17 protein-coding genes are annotated in these 19451 nt (G+C 40.5%); 8 read left to right on the forward strand and 9 right to left on the reverse strand.

All coding sequences use genetic code 11. The features are described from left to right. The first annotated feature begins 317 nt into the window (after positions 1–317). Positions 318–2246: an ATP-dependent DNA helicase RecQ gene (locus H5087_RS18640; protein WP_182673002.1), complete on the forward strand. Its 1929-nt coding sequence runs from the start codon at positions 318–320 to the stop codon at positions 2244–2246. 45 nt (positions 2247–2291) lie between these two features. Beyond that, positions 2292–2600, forward strand: a complete 309-nt coding sequence (locus tag H5087_RS18645) for a YkgJ family cysteine cluster protein (RefSeq protein WP_002962790.1) — start codon at positions 2292–2294, stop codon at positions 2598–2600. A gap of 72 nt (positions 2601–2672) precedes the next feature. Here the strand turns inward: H5087_RS18645 and H5087_RS18650 are convergent, their stop codons facing one another. The 4 genes from H5087_RS18650 to H5087_RS18665 form a co-directional block, all read right to left on the reverse strand. Next, on the reverse strand, positions 2673–4292 hold the full coding sequence (locus H5087_RS18650) for a methyl-accepting chemotaxis protein (RefSeq protein ID WP_182673003.1): 1620 nt from the start codon (positions 4290–4292) through the stop codon (positions 2673–2675). A gap of 223 nt (positions 4293–4515) precedes the next feature. Continuing rightward, positions 4516–5133, reverse strand: a complete 618-nt coding sequence (locus H5087_RS18655) for a glutathione S-transferase family protein (RefSeq protein WP_002962787.1) — start codon at positions 5131–5133, stop codon at positions 4516–4518. A 50-nt stretch (positions 5134–5183) separates the two neighbouring features. After that, complete coding sequence (locus H5087_RS18660) at positions 5184–6212, reverse strand: NADP-dependent oxidoreductase (protein WP_182673004.1); 1029 nt, start codon at positions 6210–6212, stop codon at positions 5184–5186. 173 nt (positions 6213–6385) lie between these two features. Next, positions 6386–6874, reverse strand: a complete 489-nt coding sequence (locus tag H5087_RS18665) for a GNAT family N-acetyltransferase (protein ID WP_182673005.1) — start codon at positions 6872–6874, stop codon at positions 6386–6388. Between the two features lie 149 nt (positions 6875–7023). Here H5087_RS18665 and H5087_RS18670 point away from each other — a divergent pair, with 149 nt between their 5' ends. After that, positions 7024–8229, forward strand: coding sequence for an anhydro-N-acetylmuramic acid kinase (locus H5087_RS18670; RefSeq protein WP_182673006.1), 1206 nt, complete (start codon positions 7024–7026; stop codon positions 8227–8229). A 36-nt stretch (positions 8230–8265) separates the two neighbouring features. Here the strand turns inward: H5087_RS18670 and H5087_RS18675 are convergent, their stop codons facing one another. The 3 genes from H5087_RS18675 to H5087_RS18685 all read right to left on the reverse strand — a co-directional run bounded on the left by H5087_RS18675 (position 8266) and on the right by H5087_RS18685 (position 11073). Next, positions 8266–8751, reverse strand: a complete 486-nt coding sequence (locus H5087_RS18675; RefSeq protein ID WP_182673007.1) for a hypothetical protein — start codon at positions 8749–8751, stop codon at positions 8266–8268. A 411-nt stretch (positions 8752–9162) separates the two neighbouring features. Further along, positions 9163–10290 carry a zinc-binding dehydrogenase gene (locus H5087_RS18680; protein WP_182673008.1) on the reverse strand — a complete coding sequence of 376 codons (1128 nt, stop codon included), beginning with the start codon at positions 10288–10290 and terminating at the stop codon, positions 9163–9165. Positions 10291–10395: 105 nt separating this feature from the next. Next, entirely contained in the window at positions 10396–11073 is a 678-nt protein-coding gene (locus H5087_RS18685) for a glutathione S-transferase family protein (protein WP_182673009.1), read from the reverse strand. Positions 11074–11242: 169 nt separating this feature from the next. On the opposite strand from H5087_RS18685, the gene H5087_RS18690 reads away from it, so the two are divergent. From H5087_RS18690 to H5087_RS18705, 4 genes are all read left to right on the forward strand, one after another. Beyond that, positions 11243–12169, forward strand: coding sequence for a LysR family transcriptional regulator (locus H5087_RS18690; RefSeq protein ID WP_182673010.1), 927 nt, complete (start codon positions 11243–11245; stop codon positions 12167–12169). A 221-nt stretch (positions 12170–12390) separates the two neighbouring features. After that, a complete protein-coding gene (locus H5087_RS18695; protein ID WP_182673011.1) occupies positions 12391–14358 on the forward strand; it encodes a hypothetical protein in 1968 nt (655 codons plus the stop codon). A 94-nt stretch (positions 14359–14452) separates the two neighbouring features. Further along, on the forward strand, positions 14453–14911 hold the full coding sequence (locus H5087_RS18700) for a thioredoxin family protein (protein ID WP_182673012.1): 459 nt from the start codon (positions 14453–14455) through the stop codon (positions 14909–14911). Between the two features lie 462 nt (positions 14912–15373). After that, positions 15374–15811 (forward strand): hypothetical protein, encoded by a 438-nt coding sequence (locus H5087_RS18705; protein WP_259397795.1) that lies wholly within the window; start codon positions 15374–15376, stop codon positions 15809–15811. A 123-nt stretch (positions 15812–15934) separates the two neighbouring features. On the opposite strand, the gene H5087_RS18710 is transcribed toward H5087_RS18705, so the two are convergent. Next, positions 15935–16813, reverse strand: coding sequence for a LysR family transcriptional regulator (locus H5087_RS18710; protein WP_182673014.1), 879 nt, complete (start codon positions 16811–16813; stop codon positions 15935–15937). 121 nt (positions 16814–16934) lie between these two features. On the opposite strand from H5087_RS18710, the gene H5087_RS18715 reads away from it, so the two are divergent. Next, positions 16935–17999, forward strand: coding sequence for a YeiH family protein (locus H5087_RS18715; RefSeq protein ID WP_182673015.1), 1065 nt, complete (start codon positions 16935–16937; stop codon positions 17997–17999). A 29-nt stretch (positions 18000–18028) separates the two neighbouring features. On the opposite strand, the gene H5087_RS18720 is transcribed toward H5087_RS18715, so the two are convergent. Next, on the reverse strand, positions 18029–19336 hold the full coding sequence (locus H5087_RS18720; protein ID WP_182673016.1) for a DASH family cryptochrome: 1308 nt from the start codon (positions 19334–19336) through the stop codon (positions 18029–18031). Positions 19337–19451 lie beyond the last annotated feature (115 nt).

The following is a 19451-nucleotide window of genomic DNA, read 5'->3' on the forward strand; positions in this document are numbered from 1 at the left end:
TGTTTAAAGTACTTATGGCAAACTGATGTCTCAGGCATAGCAGTTGTGACTTATGTGGGTTGTGGTGATTTACATAAGATCATAAATTGCTGTGCCTGTCACGTTTTGGGGATTCGTCAGCCCAATGGGTTGGTTTAAAAGCGATTTATACTGCGTTATTGATTTTAACAATAGAACCACTATTATTTGCAATCAATGCCTTGCCTAAATCGCTTTTAACTCCAACTGAAACTCTCATCTTGAGATGGTTTGGGTATACATGCAAATATTTCATCTACACCAAGCATGACTATTGTTTAGCCATCAAAAGGACATTTATGACCACGCCACTAATTCAATCACTTGAGCAGCACTTTGGTTTTAGCCAATTTAGAACAGGGCAACAACAAACTATAGAGCAGCTTTTAAATGGTCAATCGTCGTTGGCTATATTTCCGACCGGCTCGGGTAAATCGTTGTGTTATCAATTAACTGCGTTGCATTTACCAAATTTAACGTTAGTGGTTTCGCCTTTACTAGCATTGATGAAAGATCAAATTAGCTTTTTAAATAGCAAAGGTATTTACGCGGCTAGCCTTGATTCGAGCCAAGATCAAATGCAAAGCAGCACCGTAATGAATGATGTGCGAAATGGAAAAATTAAAGTACTAATGGTGTCGGTTGAGCGCTTTAAAAACGAGCGTTTTAGAGAGTTTATAAGCCAGGTGGCGCTTTCGATGTTAGTGGTAGACGAAGCGCACTGTATATCTGAATGGGGCCATAACTTTAGACCCGACTACCTTAAACTACCGCGTTACCGCGAAGAGCTTAATATTCCTTTAGTATTGCTGCTTACGGCAACGGCGACTAAAAAAGTTAAACGCGATATGGCAGAGCGATTTGCTATATCGCCTGAGTGTATTGTGCAAACGGGCTTTTATCGCGCCAATTTAGATTTAAGTGTGTTGAGCGTTAAAACCGCCGATAAAAATACCGAGCTTACCAACATTGTGCGCGCGCAAAATGGCCCAGGTATTGTGTATGTAACGCTACAGCAAAGCGCTGAGCAAGTTGCTAATGTGCTAAGTGCACAAGGTGTGCACGCGGTGGCGTATCATGCGGGGCTTGAAGATACGCTACGCTGGCAAATTCAAGATGACTTTATGGCGGGTAAAATTAACGTAGTGGTGGCAACCATAGCCTTTGGTATGGGCGTTGATAAGTCAGATATTCGTTTTGTTATACATTACGATTTACCAAAATCGATAGAAAACTACAGCCAAGAAATTGGCCGAGCAGGGCGCGATGGCAATCCATCAAACTGCTACACGCTTGCTAACCTAGACGGCCTAAATACGGTAGAAAACTTTGTATATGGCGACACCCCAGAGCTTAGCGGTATTGAATACGTAATTAACGATATTCGCCAAAGCCACCAGCAATGGGAAATGCAAGAATACAGCTTATCGAGCGAAAGTAATATTAGGCAACTGGCACTTAAAACCTTACTCGTACAGCTTGAAATGCAAGGCGCTATAACGCCGCAATATGCCTACTACGCTGATTTTAAATATAAATTTTTAGTTGATAAAAACGAGCTACTAAGCCAGTTTGACGAACAACGCCAAGCATTTTTAACACAAATATTTAGCCATGCCGATTTTAAAAAAATATGGGGCACGCTAAATTTTGACTCCCTTACGCAAGCCGCGCAGGTTGATCGAAAACGCGTAGTGGCAGCCCTTGATTACCTAGCCGAAAAAAACCTAATAACGCTCGAAACCAAACGTATTACCCAAGTATACAAAGTGCATAGCGAGGTTATAAATAACCCAGAACTTGCCCAGCAACTACATGACTACTTTAGTGATAAAGAACAAGCCGAAATTAAACGTATTGCTGCACTGGTACGCTTTTTTGAGCTACAAAGTTGCTTAAGCTATAACTTAGCGCGCTATTTTGACGATCAAAACGCACCACAGCAATGTGGGCATTGTAGTGTGTGTAGAGGCCATGCGGTTAAGCTTGAATACTCTATAGAGCCTGCCTATATTGAGGAGCAGCTTATTTATCAAAAGGTGGATGAGTTTTTAGCGCATATGGCAGATAAAGGTAATCATAATGTGGGTATTGAAACCCAATGCCGCTTTTTAGCGGGGATGAGTGTGCCATTATTTGCGCGTAATAAAGTGCGCCAATTGAGTGGTTTTGCACTGTGCGAGCAGATGCGTTACAGCGATATAAAAGCAAAACTACTAGCGCGTTAAATTAGTTACTGTATCCTAGTGGCTTATTCAAAAAAGTAAGCCACTATGCCTCATATTGTCATTCCTGTTGAAAATATTTCTACTACCCCAGAGCCTGTTACGTGTGCTAACTGCCAAGCCTGTTGTTGCCAATTAGAAGTGCGCATAGTAACCGACACCGGCGTGCCTTTTAACTACATTGAATACGATAAATGGGGCAGCGAAGTAATGAAACGCGCTGACGACGGTTGGTGCCAAGCACTCGACCGCAATACACTTATGTGCTCTATTTACGAAAACCGCCCATTAGTTTGCCGCGAGTTTGAAATGGCCTCAGACGAGTGTATTACCGAGCGCGATTTAGCGGGTATATAGTCCGCTATTATTAAAGTACATAAACAACAAAGGGGCTTAAAAGCCCCTTTGTTTATTACTTACTATAAAAAATTAAACTTTAAAGTAGCTAATATACTTTTTAAGCGTGTTTGAAAGGTCAGCTAATGCAACAGCTTCTTGTGCGTTACTGTTAAGCGACATGCTGGTTTCTTTAGACATACTGGCAATTTCTTCAACGCCGGTACTAATTTGCGCCACGGTGGCTACTTGGTTTGATGTTGATTCAACAATTTCAAGCACGTTACTTAATGAGTCGTTAGCTTGTTGCTGTATTTGATGCAGTAACTCGTTTGCCTCATGGGTAAGCGTTAGGCCATTTTCTACTTGCGGTACTGTGGTTTCCATAGCTGTTACCGACGCTTGCGTGTTTTCTTGTACTTGCAAAATCATCTTTTCAATGTCGCCTGTTGCATCACCAGTACGCTGGGCAAGTTGCCTTACCTCGTCAGCAACAACAGCAAACCCTCGGCCTGTTTCGCCAGCTCTTGCAGCTTCTATTGCCGCATTTAGTGCAAGCAAGTTTGTTTGATCAGAAATACTGCGGATCACACTTAAAATATCGCCAATGTGTTTTACATGCTCTTGCAGCACGTTTACTTGGGTAACGGTGGCTTTTACGGTTACTGAAATTTGCTCAATTTCCGCCGCTACTTTTTGCACTGCAATACTACCTTGCTGCGATAATTGTGCGGTTATTTTTGAGTTATCTTCTGTTTGTTTAACAGAGCCTGCAACAGCATTAATACTGCGGCTCATTTCTTCTAAGCTGCTTACTGCCGAGTTTGTATAGGTTACTTGTGCGTCAGCGGCACTAAGTGCTTGCTGCGAGCCAGACGCTACGCTTGCAGAGTGAGTAGAAAGCTCTTCAGATGAGTTAATAATGCTATCTACAATGGTTTTTAATTTAGATTGCATAACCCCTACAGAAGCCATCATGCTATTTGGGCAACACGACTGAACATCACCTCTTAAATCGCCTTGGGCAATAAGGGCAATTACTTCGGCGGCTTCTTGTGGTTCGCCACCTACTGACTTTCTGATCAGTTGGCTAATAACATACGCAACGCTTGCACCTATTAAAATTGCAAGCGCGGTGAGCGAAATCATCCAAATTTCAAATGAACTGGCAATATCGAGAGTATCAATAGTAGTGGTTTGATTTGCTTGCTCTTGCAGGTTTATAAATTGGTTTATAACATTTAGCCACTGGGTAAACGCAGGGCGCGCATCGGTTAATAAAATACGTTTAGCTTCGTTTAGGTTTCCTGCGTTTTTAGCGTTTATAACACCTTGAATAAAAGGCTGAGTGCGCTGCTCTATTTGGTTTATTTTATTAATTAAAGCGCGCTCTTCACTATTCATATTACCCATTAGCTTAGCCATAGCACGGCTAGATGTTTGATAAAAAGCATCTAGCTCTTGTATGTTGTTTAACACGGTACTTAAACTGCTTTGCTCGGTAATTAGCACTACGTCGCGCACGGCTATTGCTCTGTCGTGTACGCTGCCTCTAAAGTTAATTGCGTAACGTTGTTTTACCGAGTTTACGTCGGTCATGTGGGTAATATTATTATTAATGAGGCTAACGCGCGAAATGCCAATAATGGTTAAAATAATCATCATTGATAAAATTACGCCAAAACCGGTCGCTAAACGCATGTTTATTGTCATGGTTGATCCCAGGTGTGAGTCAATACGCGCAAGAGCAGCTTGTATTATTAGTGAAAATACTTAAACAATAGCAGCATTATGCCTTATTAATTAAAGTTTTATTAGCAATAAGGCGGGTGGTTGTTAATTTAGTTTACAAGCGTAACTTTGGCGGGGCATATTTTACAGGCATTAAAAAAGGGGCTAAATGCCCCTAGTGTTATATAAAATATTATATAAAGGTTTAGTCGTACTTTGCTTCTAGCTCATTAGCTGTATGAAACTTCTCATGACTTTGTAATTGCTCGTCGTATTTAACAAGGTTTTTAAAGTGCGCTAATTGACCTGAGTTTTTAACTATTTCAACAATAAACGACATCATAAAGTCAGCGCCCGTTAGGGTATCGCCCACTAAATAACGTTTACCTTCTAGGCGGTCGTTAAAGTAGCTAATTACTTTGGCTGTTTCAGCGTCGGCATAGCCTTCTAAAAACTGCGTTTTAGCGCCGTCTTTTAGTACAAACATTTTAAGTAAAAGCGGTAAAATTGCTGAGCTTTCTGCAAAGTGCAGCCATTGCTGGTAGTCAACATATTCAGCGGTATCTACTTTTGGAGCAAATTTGCCGTTGCCGTATTTAGAAATAAGGTAGTCGGTAATAGCGCCTGATTCAGCAATAATTAAACCGCCATCTTCAATTACCGGTGACTTACCAAGTTGATGAATATGCTTTAGTTCGTCAGGTGCTAGGAAGGTGTCTTTATTACGCTGATAAGCCACAATTTCGTAGTCAACATCTAGCTCTTCTAAAAGCCAAATTATACGTTTAGAGCGGGATTTATTTAAATGGTGTAGTTTAATCATGTCAGTCCTTTTGTGGCTTGTAAGGGCTTTGCCTTACAAGCCGTATAAAATTAAAGTGGGTTATTAATTTTAACCACAGTTTTACCAAAGTTTTTACCGGATATCATATCGTTGAACGCGTCTACTGTATTTTCGATGCCTTCTACCATGTGCTCCCGGTATTGAATTTTTCCGTCTTGTAGCCATTTTTGCATGTCTTGTGCAAACTCGTCGTAACGGTCGCCGTAATCATCAAAAATGATAAAGCCTTGCATTTTAATACGCTTAGTAAGCAATTGACCCATTAGCATACCTAAACGGTCTGGGCCTTCTGGTAAGCTAGTTGCGTTATATTGCGATACTAAACCACACAATGGTACGCGCGCTGCTGTATTTAGTAATGGTAATACGGCGTCGAATACTTTACCGCCCACATTTTCGTAATAAACATCTATGCCGTTATCACACGCTTTTTCTAGTTGGTCTGCAAAGTCATCAGCTTTGTGATCAATACAGGCATCAAACCCTAGTTTTTCAACGGCGTGTGCACATTTTTCGCTACCACCAGCAACACCGACTACTTTACAGCCTTTAATTTTAGCTATTTGACCAACCGTTGCACCTACTGGGCCTGTTGCTGCTGCAACAACTACCGTTTCGCCTTCTTTAGGCTGGCCAATATCAAGTAAACCCATGTAAGCAGTAAAGCCAGGCATACCCATAATACCTAATGCGTATGAAGGGTTTGCAGGCTCTTTACCTAACTGCATTAAGCCTTCGCCGTCGGTAATGGCGTAGTCTTGCCAACCTGTGTAGGCAAGTACCCACTCGCCTTCGCTAAACTTATCGTTTTTAGACTCTTCTACTTGGCACACAGTTGCGCCAACCATTACATCGCCAATATTAACTGGATCTGCGTACGACTTAGCATCGCTCATACGACCACGCATGTACGGGTCTAGCGATAGGTAAATAGTACGTAGTAAAACTTCGCCATCTTTTAATGCAGGAAGCTCTACCGTTTTAAGTTCAAAGTTTTTTTCGTTCGGGGCGCCATTAGGGCGTGATGCTAAAGTAAGTTGACGACTAGTTGCAGACATAAAAATCTCCTCTTAAAGTGAATGTACTTAGCGAATGTTTATGCGTTAAATTAATATCTAACCTAAACAATAATGCGCGCTAAGCAGTGTAAATATATATTTTTACCTCAATACATTAGCTTTGGGCGAGGTACTGGTAATTCAAGCTTTGCAGAGTATTTATTCTAAATGGTTTATTTTAGCTTGCTAAAAATATGGCTATTGTAAAATACGCCGTTTTTATAAATAGCCTGTTTAAGCACAGCCTCTTGCTCAAAACCACTTTTAATAAGTGCTTTCATTGAGCCGGTATTACCAGCAAACACGGCACCAAAAATTCTGTTTAAGTGTGAGCTTGCAAACGCTTCATTGCATATAAGTTCAATAGCGCGAGTAATAATACCTTGCCCCCAATAGGCTTTATTAAGCCAATAACCAATTTCGCCACTGTGGCTGTATTCAAATTCGCTGGGAGTTATACCAATACAGCCCGCAAATTGCCCATTTACAACAATGGCCTTAATAATGCCGTTTTTTGAGCCTTGGTTTATCCACCAGTTTGCATCGGCTTGCGTATACGGAAACGGAATTTTTGACGATAAATAACGCGTCACCTGTTCATCATTTAGGGTGTTTATAATAAAAGGCGCGTCTTGGGCTTTAAACTCTCTGAGGGTGATCATATTTTTTCATAAATTTTTAGTATGCACACTAACTTAACAATCATTTAAGAGTTAAACAATCAGAACCTAAATTAAACGATTTACGGCTATTACTTTGTTTTAAAGTCCTCTAATATAAGCAAAATATTACACTTATTTTAGATGCCATTATGCACCCTCACATTAAAGCACTTTATAACAGCGCCCAAAAACCAAGCCGTTTAATTATTGGTTTAATGAGCGGCACCTCGTTGGATGGGCTTGATGTTGCACTGTGTAAAGTAACGGGCGCGGGCTTAAGTACTCACATTGAGGTTTTAAATTTTACCACCGTCGACTACAACGACGATTATAAAACTAAAATAAAGCAGGTATTTGCCAAACGAGAGTGCGATTTAGAGCTTGTAACTTTACTGCACCCGTGGGTAGGTAAACTCCATGGCAATATGGTTAATCAGTGCTTAGCTAAGTGGAATATAAACCCAGCAAGTATTGACGTAATAGCAAGTCACGGGCAAACCATTTACCACTGCCCGCAGTCGCAGCATAACCACAAAAGCTTTACTAATGGCACCTTACAAATTGGCGATAGCGACCAAATAGCCGTTACTACGGGTATTACAACCATTGGTGATTTTAGGCAAAAACACATAGCTGCAGGAGGCGAGGGCGCACCACTGGCTGTGTATGGCGATTACTTATTTTTTTCAAGCCTTGTTGAGAACCGTATTTTGCTAAATATGGGCGGCATAGCTAACTTAACGTTTTTACCCAAAAATGGTGATGCAAACGGTGTGTTTAGCTCCGACATTGGCCCCGGTAATACCATTATGGATGCCTACGTACAGCAACATTTTAAAGATATGCATTATGACGATGGCGCAAAAATAGCTAAAGCAGGCAAGGTAAATACACCATTATTAAATGCATTATGTAATAACGCATTTTTTAAACTCCCAATGCCTAAAACTACAGGGCCAGAGGTATTTAACTTAGCGTATTTAAACGCCGCACAGCAGCTTACAAATACACACCATTTAAGTCATGAAGATGTAATGGCCACCTTAAATACCTTTACTGCAACAGCTATAGCAAATGCATTAAACGAGTGTGCGGAGCGCGCACAAAATTGTGTGGTGTATGCAAGTGGTGGGGGTATTCACAACCCGTTACTAATGGCGCAACTTACAACGCTTTGCCCACGTATTAAGGCTTTTAAAAATACTGACGATTTAGGTATAAACCCTGATGCAAAAGAGGCTGTGTTATTTGCTATTTTAGCAAACGAATGTCTAGCCGGAGAGCAGCAACACCTAAGTAATACCGCACAAGGTATTGCGGGAGTTACTATGGGTAAAGTAAGTTTTGCAGACTAATAACTTATAAGTCGCGTAATTCAAGTGCTGTCAGTACTAAAACAGTGATAAAAACGTAGACCCCATACTCGCAAAGTAGCTACGAACGCCTTGAGGCTTAGCATGTTCAGTTTTTATGTGCTCAGGAATGTAGCCTTGCTCAAATGCTTTAATGTACACATCGAGTTGTTGGCTTTCTTTTAAGGTCGTGTTTTTTCCGTGCAGCATCATTTGCACTACAAAACATTGGCTTTGTGTAATGTTACTTAAAGTAAGGTTTACAGTACCAGATTCAAGGTCTGCATTGCTCAGCGTTTTTTCAGTAAAATACTGCGCCCCACGCGCACTGGGCTGCGTTGCACTTAGTGAAATAACATCGCTCTCATTTGCGCCATCAGGCAACACACACTGCAGCGTAATGTTATGCGCAGCATTGGCTTTTAGCGATAGCTTTTCATATTCCATAGCGTGGCTCATCGCCGCAGACATAGAATCATCAAATGATTGCAGTGCAAATGTTAGTTGCACTAAGGGTGTACTCATCTTACTTAATCTTCTTGAGTCTATTCATTTATCGGATAGAGATTATCGCGGATCAAAGTTACAGATTTATGACTAATTGCATTAATTAGTACAATTATTGAGTGGTTTGATCAAAGAGGATTTTTGTTGAAATTTTATAATGCTAGAAGGTGATTCCAGGTGATATTTCTAAAGGTACGTTCTTAAATGCGTTAAGTAATTTAGATATTCATTTACACCAAAATTTCATTGATGGCTTGAATGTATTAAAAATTATAAATTCAATAACAATTAGTGAGCCTATTGCGCATTCATTATATTTTTAAGTTTTTATTATGACAAAAAAGCAGTTACCTAATTAGCATCTGCTTTTATATTTAAAAACCACAGTGCTAAGCGCTGTGGTCTTTAATTTTAACGAGGAATATTTAATTAAGCTTGAGGTTTAATTAAGTACTTCTCGCCGGTAGCTTGTTTAGAATAAGCGGCAATTGACTGTAAATGTAATACCTCAGCTAATGACACTTCGTGTGTGTAGTTGCTCGCAAATGTAGTGGTGATTTCATCAGCAACGCGTTTGCGCATTTTCATTACTGTATCTGTGCCTAATTTACCTAAAGCATTAAATAACAAGAACCCGCTTACAGCCCAAGCAAAGCCAAAGTTACGATTAAGTGTAATAGGCCCGCGGTCTAGTGCGCCATAAATGTACACTTGTTTGAATGTATCAGAGCCATAAATTGTGTGCTCTTTCATATCGCGCGCAGCTGCAACTTCCATACAGTTAAGAATGTCACTTGTTAGTTGGCCGCCACCAATAGGGTCAAACGCTATAGTTGCACCAGTTTCGATTATTGCAGCAGTTAGGTCAGCAAGAAAAGTGTCGCTGCTTGAGTTAACAATATATTTTGCACCCATATCGCGCAGTAATTTTTCTTGTTCTGGTTTGCGAACAATATTAATTAAATCAACGCCATCGGCAATACAAATACGGTTTAGCATTTGGCCAAGGTTAGAAGCCGCTGCGGCGTGAATAATGGCTTTATGGCCTTCAGCGCGCATGGTTTCTACCATTGCTAGTGCGGTAAGTGGGTTAACAAAAGATGATGCACCTTCTTTAGCGGTAGTCCATTCTTTTAGCTCTAGGCAACTTTGTACATTGGCACATATAAATTGACGATACGTACCGCCGCCAATTACTGCAACGGTTTTACCCATTAATGCTTGTGCGGCTGGTGATGAGCCTGCTGCTACTACGGTGCCTGCGCCTTCATTACCTACGGGCGTTGCTTTTCCAACACGGGTTTTAAGTGATGGCATAAATTGAGCAGGAACATCGGCAGTAATTACTGGGTCTTCATTAGTCCCCGATTGCTTTGCAGTAGACATATCAGCTGCGCTGAATAAAACGCCTAAGTCTGATGGATTTAATGGTGCAGCTTCAATACGAATAACTACTTCATCGGTATTTGGCTTTGGCATCTCGATGTTTTTTAAGGCAAGTGTAAGTTTATTGTCTTCGCTGATAGTTGAAGTAAGTTGGATATTTTTATCTGTCATAGGTTTTTCCTGCAAAGAATTAAATTTGTTAAGCCAATTACATTATTGTATTGGCGATCTGTGTTAGTAATTAAAAATTAGAATAGATACTTTTATAGCTACGCGTTATTTAGCGTTTGCTGCTTGAATTTGCGCTTTCACTTTTTGCATAAATTCAGCCATATTTGATTGCCGATCGGCCTCTATGCTTTGGGTAATGGCTAATTGGCTCATTGATTCGTTCCACTCTTTCATGCCGGGTACTTGTGCAAGTACATCCCAATCAAGCTGGCTTGAGCCAAAGGCACTAACAATGGTGTTTACGTAATAAACGTAAATGTCTGCCATTGTAAATTGCTCGCCTGCAATCCAAGGTGAAAACTTACACACGCTACCCAAAGCGGTTACACCACGAGTTAATACTTGGCGTACTTCGGCTTTAGTTGTGTCAGGTACTTCAGCGCCTGAAAATACATAAGGGATAAACCGTCTGCTTGGCAGTTCAAAATAAAGCTCTGCCATTTTCATAATTTGACGTACAACTGCGCGCTCACCTGCATCTTCAGGGTATAGCGGGGTTTGTGGGTACGACTCTTCAATAAAGTCGCAAATAACACTCGACTCAGAAATATTAAGGCCGTTAGCTGTTGTGATTGCAGGCACTTTGCCTGCAGGGCTGATTGCTAGTAACTCTTCACTACCGCCGTAAACAAGGTGTTCTTTAAATGGCAGTTGTTTGTGTAAAAGTACATGTTTAACTAGGTTGTAATAGTTGCTAGCAGCAAAACCGTGCAAAGTAATCATAAGTCACCATCATTAACGTGAAGATACTCATTGCCAAAAAATGCAATTTAAGTCCCTGTCTTTAGGTTGAGTACATTATTACTTGTTTTAATTTGCTTATATATAGGGGAAAATGCGAATCACTTTTGTCTTTAAGACAATAAAGCATTTTATTTAATGGAGAGGCAACTTGGATCAACTAAAAGCCATACGGTATTTTATCAAAGTGGTTGAAACGGGCAGTTTTACCAAAGCCGCAAAAGCTTTTGATGTGCCGCCTTCGTCGTTGTCGCGGCGAGTTGCTGATTTAGAAAAAAGCCTGGGGGCTACGCTTTTAAAGCGTTCGACCCGCATAGTTAAATTGACCGAAGTTGGGCAAATTTACTATAACGATGTTCAGCAAATATTAAATCAGCTAGAGCAAAGCCATGAAACTGTGCGCAGTTATCAAAGAACACCAATGGGGCGATTATGTATAAGCTCAATGGTGAGTTTTGGTGACAAAATATTACTGCCTCTGCTTGATGAATTTAGCGCGCTATACCCCGAAATTATATTAGATGTTAGCTTAAGTGATGAGCTGTCGACACTTGGGCGTGACGATGTTGATATTGCGATTCGCGGTGGCTATGCGCCAAATGAACGCGTGCTAGCAATAAAACTAATGGATAACGGCTTTATTCCTGTTGCGTCACCCTGCTATTTACAAAAATACGGTATGCCCACTAATGTTATGGAATTAAAGGGCCACAGTGGCCTTTATTTTAAAACGCCAGCGGGGCCAACGCCTTGGTTATGTAAAGTAGATGATCAATGGCACGACGTTTCTGGGCCTGCGGTCGCTATTTCAAATAACGGATCGTGGCTGGCTAAAAAAGCGTGTAATGGCGAGGGCATTTTAATGTCAACTCGATGGGCGCTCGACTCATACCTTGAGTCTGGCCAGTTGCAAGAGCTTAAGTTTGAGCATGAATTAGCTATAAGCCAAAATGCGACTATGGCGGTTTATTTGTTGTATCAAAAGCAGCGCTATTTAGTGCCAAAGGTAAAAGCGGCGGTCGATTTTTTAGTACAAAGAATAAAAGAAACAGGTGAAGGTAATAAGCAAACAAAATAGCCCTTAAGAGTAAGGTGGGTAGATTAATTGAGTGTCGGGTGGCGCTGCGCTTATCCGACCTGCGTTTATCCGGTTTATTTTTACCAGATATATATTTATGTTTGTTTAACTTATTAATAAATTATTTGTATAAATAATAGGTAAAAATGCGCCTTTAGGCTAAAGCTTTTAACTAAGCGCCCGATAGATTACTTAATAGGGTTTAGCGATTAAGGATAATCATGGTTAATAATGCACTTGGCAGCCACGCTAATTTAAGCACTTTACTTACCCAATCAGTTAATAACGCTAACCAAAGCTCTGTGAGTCCTTCGCTACACACCAGCAGCGACCTTCAAGCTATTAATTATTTACAAACTAACGCGCCAAAAATAACCGGTGGGTTATTAAGCCAGTTAAATAATAAAACTCTTGATGAAGCACTAGCCAGTAATCAAAAAGTTGAGGATGTTTTACAGCAGCAATTAACCTCACTATTTACAATATCGAGCACACCAAGCCTTAATAACTATAAACCCTCCAATGAAGAACTCGCCCTGCGCACCGTAATAAGCTCTCAGCATGAGGGGTTATTAAAAAACGAAAACAGCACCCAATTAATTGAGCGATTAAATACGTCGGTTAAAAATATTCAGGGTGCTTATGCTAATACCAGCGATATTTTATCGAGTTTAGGTCAGCTTGGGCATGAGCAAAAAACGTTTTTAGCCTCAAGCCAGCAACGTGTAGAGCGCTCACTTAATCCATACATGGAAAGCCTTAATCGCGCAAAATACGAGGATGACGATAACTACCTGTTTGAGCTCTCGGTAAAAACTAAAGAGGGTGATGTTATAAACATTACCTTTAACTCATCGCAAGGTTATGACGAAGAAACCGGTGAAGCGATAGATGGCTTTGGCATAAGTTACGAAGTTAATGGCAATTTATCTGAGGCTGAACATGGCGCTTTAACGCAGGTTATGGCGGGTGTTGGCGAAATGGCCGATGAATTTTTTAAAGTGAGTGAAAATTCATTCAACCCTCTTATAGTGCCAAACCAAACAGACATGAGCTTAGATTTTTTAGCGGGCTTTAATAGTGAGCAGTTAGCCGGTTTTAATGTGTCGTTTTCAACAACGCAAAATGATGCGCTTGATACTGCCCAGAATACGCTTGATTTAAGTTATTCCATTGATGAAGCATCAAATCAGCAAGCACTTGTGTTTAAAGCAGTAGGTGGGCAAAACGACATTGATTTTGCACTCGATATGTCAACCATTGGCGCTAAAGACACGCAGCAAATGCAGCAGTATTTAGCGTCGCTCGATCAAAGCCTAGAAGATAGCCGAGTAAACAGTACTGAAGATGATAAAGAGTCGGCATTTGGGCGCAAAGGCGACGAGGCAATGCAGCAAGGTTTTGCATTGTTTAAAGGCGCTTTTGCGAGTATGTCGTCGGCTGCTGAGCGTTATAGCAATTTAGAGTCGCTTGCAGATCAGCAATTTAATGACGGGCGCGCTATGGTTGCCGATTTAGTTGATAACATGATTACAAACGATGCCCGTTACCAAGGGCTTGGTAATAAAGCCCCAAATACATTGGGTGCGAGTATTTCTAAGCTCGCTGATTTTGATGCCACTTTTTCATATGCGCTGGATAACGGCGACTATCAGCCTAAAAGTACTATTGAGCTAAGCCAAGTAACTGAACAAGCCCAATTAGGGGATCTTAGCGGTGTAACGCAAAGTAAAAATGTAAGCAGCCACTTTGATTATCAATACAGTCGCCCTGATTACTACAACAAAGAAGAGAGTTATAACGTAAACACCGCCGTTAAAAATAAAGAACTTGTGGGGCTCGATCAGTCTCACGAGGTTGATGTTGATACAAAAATGTTTGAGTTTAATCCGCAAACCAATCAATACGAGCTGCAAATGGCGATGCAAGAACAAACCGTTAGTAAAAGCAACATTCGCTTAATTGACGATATTTGGCTTGAAGAAAACGAAAACAGCTACAACATGAATAAAAAAGAGCGTGTTGAGAGTGACGAAAAACAAGACGAGTTTAAAAAAACAAGCAGCCATTCTCATAATAAACTAGTTACCTTGATTGGTGACTTAGACAAGCTAGCTGAGAATAAAAACGTAAGGCGAGAATATTTAACTAACTTATCGCAAGTTAACTTTTTTATGGATAAAAAGTAACGCCTGAGAGCTGTTCACTCCACGCTCAATATTGGGTATAGTCGTTTAATACCTAATTTAATACTTAATTAAATACCCAATTAAAGAGTACCTCATGTTTAAACAATTAATTTTACTGTGCGCTTTAAGCATGCCGCTTGTAAGCTGCGCTGCTACAGCACCATTTTCGGGCGAGATAAGTACGCAAGTACTGCTAAGCGACTACGACAAGTTTAACGAGGAATACAAGGCGTATACACCAACAGCGCAAGATATCGCCCTAACGCAAAAGCTTGAAGGCAAAGAGCTTATTGTATTATTTGGAACGTGGTGCCACGACAGCGAGCGCGAAGTGCCAAAGCTCATTAAGTTGCTAGATGAATCTAAAGTTACACTTGCAAGCATTGACTATGTGGCAGTAGGTTACAACAAGCAAGACGATGCAGGCATTGCACAGGCTCACGACTTACAATACACACCAACGTTTATTGTTAAACAAAATGGCAAAGAGTTGGTACGCGTAATTGAAAAGCCAACGGGTACGTTAGCGCAAGACTTAACTCAGGGTTTGTAAGGTCTATTCTTATGTTATGGCAATTCAATTAAAAGGATGTATAAAGGTTGGTTTTCTGTGATTTGTTGCTAATTATAGCCTGTCATTTAACGTCAATTAAGTAAGCGTTTTGTGAGCATCAACCCGCGATTTTATTTATAATTAATATGGATATTTATGAAGTGCAAAAAGTGTAAATCAGGAATTACCTCCCCAATTGTTAAAACGACAAATATTAACGGGACTCCAATCGCGTCATCATCTTGCCCAGTCTGCGGTGAAAATTTAGATGGTTCAAAAAGATATTGGGTTTTATTAATTATTTTACTTATCGGCATTGGTGTAGCATCAAGGTATTTTTCTTAACCTTGGTTATATTACCCACACATGTGAATGAGCAAGACTTTGGTTTTGATTATTAGTCTTTTATTTTATCCGACTGATTTAGTCTTTTACTTTAAAGTTATGTGACTTATGAAATTAATGCGAACTGAAAAAGTTCAATTGTGGTTTATGATAAATGCCAACAAATTGTATGTAGCTGCAGCTGTTTTTGGTGCTATTTTTGTGTTGATTTGGGGGGATGCTTCTCAATGGAAATACGAGGAAGATAAAAATCACTTCAGCACCTTTTTTTCATCCATTGATAGCCGAATTAGTTTTGTAAGGCATGGTTATTCAGGTACCAGTTTAAGAGTTGTTGTGAATTTTGATGCCGAAGGGCTCACTCTGGATGAAATCAAAAATATAACTCCAAAATATAAACATTTGATTCTTGAGCGCATTTGCAATGATTTAGAGAGTTTGAAAGTTTTAGAAGACGGCTACTATTTTGATGTGGATTTTAGGGATACCAGCTCTGAACACATGTTTAAAAATTATTTTAATTTAATAGTAAAGCATGAAAGGTGTATCACGTAACACAAGTGAGTTTTAACTTAGCTAATAGGCATTAGAAAGACTAAAGGGCTCAAATTTTGACTTCAAAGATTAAACTTTATGTAAGTTTGCTACTGGTGCCTTACTACTTACAGATTGCGAGCATTATTCACTAAACAGGCTTTTTTCGAACGCTTGCGCAGCGTGTGAAGACGGTCTGTCTTTATAATGCAGTTGATAAAGTGGCCGAGAGAGTTGCTCGTTATTTTTTTGGCTCAGGCGTGTTAATTTACCTAGCTGCACTAAATCCTCAGTAACTACATTTGGCAATAAAGCCACGCCCATTCCTTGAGCGACAGCCCTTGCTATGGCTTCGTTGCTGCCTAATTGCATACTTTGCTCTGCTTGTACGCCATGTTGGGCTAATAACTTTACCGACATTTCTAAAGTACCTGAGCCCGGCTCGCGCAGTAGCCAAAATTGATTGTTTAACCATGTTTTTAGGTCTTTCGTGGGCTTAAAGTTGCTCGGTATAACAACACTCATTAAATCGTTTTGCCAGTGCTTACTTATTATATGCGGCTCGGTTGGTGTGCCTTCAACCAGTGCTAAATCGATAGTGCATTCAAGTAGGGCGTGCTCAATTTGCGCAGTATTAGCAACTTGTACTTCTACTTTTATATGGGGGTATTGTGCGCAAAAATTGGCTAAATAGGGCGGTAGCCAATAGCTGGCAATGGTTGTACTGGTGCCTATAACGAGTGTGCCGCGCTTAAGCCCTGTGCGTGATTTGATATCTTCAATGGCTGCCTTTTCAATAGCAAAAATGCTACGTGCATGATCATACAAGGCTTGGCCGCCCTCGCTTAAGGTAAGTTTTTTGCCTTTAGATGCACGCTCTATAAGTTGAATATTTAATTGGTGCTCAAGCTCTTTTAGCGCTTTAGATACAGCGGGTTGGCTTATAAAAAGCGCCTCGGCTGCGCCTGAAAAACTACCAAGCTTTGCTACCGTATAAAACACCCGAAGTGCATGCAAGTTCATTATGCCTCTCAAATAACATAACTTTAAGTTATCGAATCATGATTTTAATGTATTGGAGTTATATTTTGCGCTTTCTTAAAATGAAGTCAACAGTTTAACGTTGTTCAATTGAGAGAATATTATGCTTAGCGCTATTAAAGATTTGGGTATTAATACTAAGCAATACGGCGATGCGCGCTGGTGGTTAGGTATGCTGCTGGTGGTTGTTTTGGCGGGAGCATCTGTTGCATTAAGTAAGTTACCCATAATGCAAAGTGCGCAATTTAGCTCTTTAACTATTGGTATAGTGCTTGGCATTATTGTGGGTAACAGTGTGTTTTCGCGTATTGCTACGCAAACCGATATAGGTGTTGATTACGCTAAAAGTATATTGCTTAAAGCGGGGGTTGTGTTGTTTGGGTTTAGAATTACCTTTGCGCAAGTAGCGGGCGTAGGTTGGGAAGGCTTATTAACCGATATTGTTATGCTCAGTGGTACGTTTATATTAGCAATACAGCTTGGCAAACGAGTATTTAAGCTTGATGAGCAAACAGTAATATTAATTGGCGCAGGTAGTTCTATTTGTGGTGCCGCTGCGGTTATGGCAACTGAGCCGGTTATAAAAGCGCAGGCGCATAAAGTATCGGTAGCGGTGGCAACGGTGGTGGTGTTTGGCACGTTAAGCATGTTCGCCTACCCAATTATGTTTGATTACATGGAGCTGAGTGAACACGCTTACGGTATTTTTGTAGGCTCAACTATTCATGAAGTAGCGCAAGTGGTTGCAGCGGGCACTGCTGTAAGCGCCAATGCTGCAGATACCGCCGTTATAGAAAAAATGCTAAGGGTGATGATGCTTGCGCCATTTTTAGTGTGCTTATCGTTTTGGCAAAGTAAAAAGCATGCAAATATAAACGCGCCTGGCGGCGAGCAAAAAGCGGGTATTACAATCCCTTGGTTTGCGGTGTTATTTATTGTGGCAAGTGGTGTACATTCGCTATCAGTTATTCCTCAAGTGGCTACAAGCGCAGTTGTTTGGTTTGATAATATATTCCTCACCATTGCCATGGTCGCACTTGGGCTGCGTACACATGTAGGGGCAATTCGCCAAGCGGGTATTAAACCGCTGTTACTGGCGCTGTGTTTATTTTTGTTTTTAACATTGGGTGGTTACGTTATTAATATAGGCATTGCTGAGCTGTTTTAAACGTTACTTGGTAAAGGTTGATTGGCGGCTTAAATTGGCCAATCAACTTCATTTAAGTTATCGAGTTGTGTATTTGCATTTTTATTACCTTGCCATTTATTAGTGTAAACAGTGTGCGGGTCAAACTGTAATGTTTGTTTTTCAATATTAAAGTGCCTACCACCACGCGGATCTACGCCTACACCTGCTATATATTGCCAATTACCCCAATTAGCGGCTACATCGTAATCAATCAATTGTTGTTCAAAATATGCTGCGCCATAGCGCCAATCAAGGCCAAGCTCGTTGACTAAGCAGCTGGCTGCAATTTGCCTTGCTCTATTTGATATATAACCCGTAGCGTTAAGCTCATTCATAATGGCATTGACTAATGGGTAGGGTGTTGAGCCATTACACCACGTAGCAAAGCGGTTTGGCATAAATGTAGTAAGGGGTTTTGTTTGCTTTTGGCCTTTAAAGCTAAACAGGCTTTTACCTGCCTTAAGTGCATGCCATTTAAAATACTCTCGCCATAGCAATTCAAATTTAATCCAGTAAGTAGACTCGTTTGTTATTTGACTATGTTCGTACGCCTCAACTGCTTTATAAACTTGCCGCGCACTTACACACCCAAAAGCAAGCCAGGTACTAAATTTTGTGGTGTTATTAAAGCCATCAAGCTCGTTTCGAGTTATTTTATAAGTACTTGGTAGTAAACCTGAAAAGTATTGCTTTAAATGTGTTTGCGCACTTTTAAACCCGCCATGCATTACGCCATTATTTGCTATACGCTCTAAAGGTTTTTTAGCGCACAAGGTTATTGGCTGAGGGAGCAAACCGTTTGGTAATGTTGAAAGTGAAATGGGGCTAGTGGCGGCCTCTACCTTTTTACGAAACGGGGTAAAGTGTTTAGGTAATTCGCTTAAATCAAACGGTAGGTCACTTTGTTTAAAGAGCGTGTCTTGCTGCGACCCTGCAAATTTAGTATTAGGGCAATGTGCTTTGAGTAAGTTTATTTGGCGTTGCTCGTACAGGCCAAATTGCTCGCTGTATACAACTTCGTCAATATTTTGCTCATTAATACGCGCTTTCAAAAGCGATACAGGTTCGCCTTCAAGTACATGCAGTGTTTGCCCGCGCTCAATAAGTGCTTGTTGGAGTTCATACAAGCTTTGCATTAAAAACTGCTGTTTATGCACGCCATACGGCTTTTGTTGATAGTTATTATTTTTAAACCAGTGCGGGTTTATAACAAATACAATATCGAGCGCGCATTGCTCAGTAGCAAGTTCGCTTAAAATAGGGTTGTCATCTATTCGTAAATCGTTTTGTAGCCAATATAAAATGCGTTTGCTCATAGGTTTGCTCAGGTTTTTGTAATCATTAGCTTTACGAAGCAAAAGCGGGTAGAGATTAGTTTTGAGGTGTTTAAGAGGGTTTTAAAAAGAGGCGGCAAATAATACCGCCTCCTTG

This window comes from Pseudoalteromonas sp. SR43-7 (assembly GCF_014163785.1).
GTDB lineage: Bacteria > Pseudomonadota > Gammaproteobacteria > Enterobacterales > Alteromonadaceae > Pseudoalteromonas > Pseudoalteromonas distincta.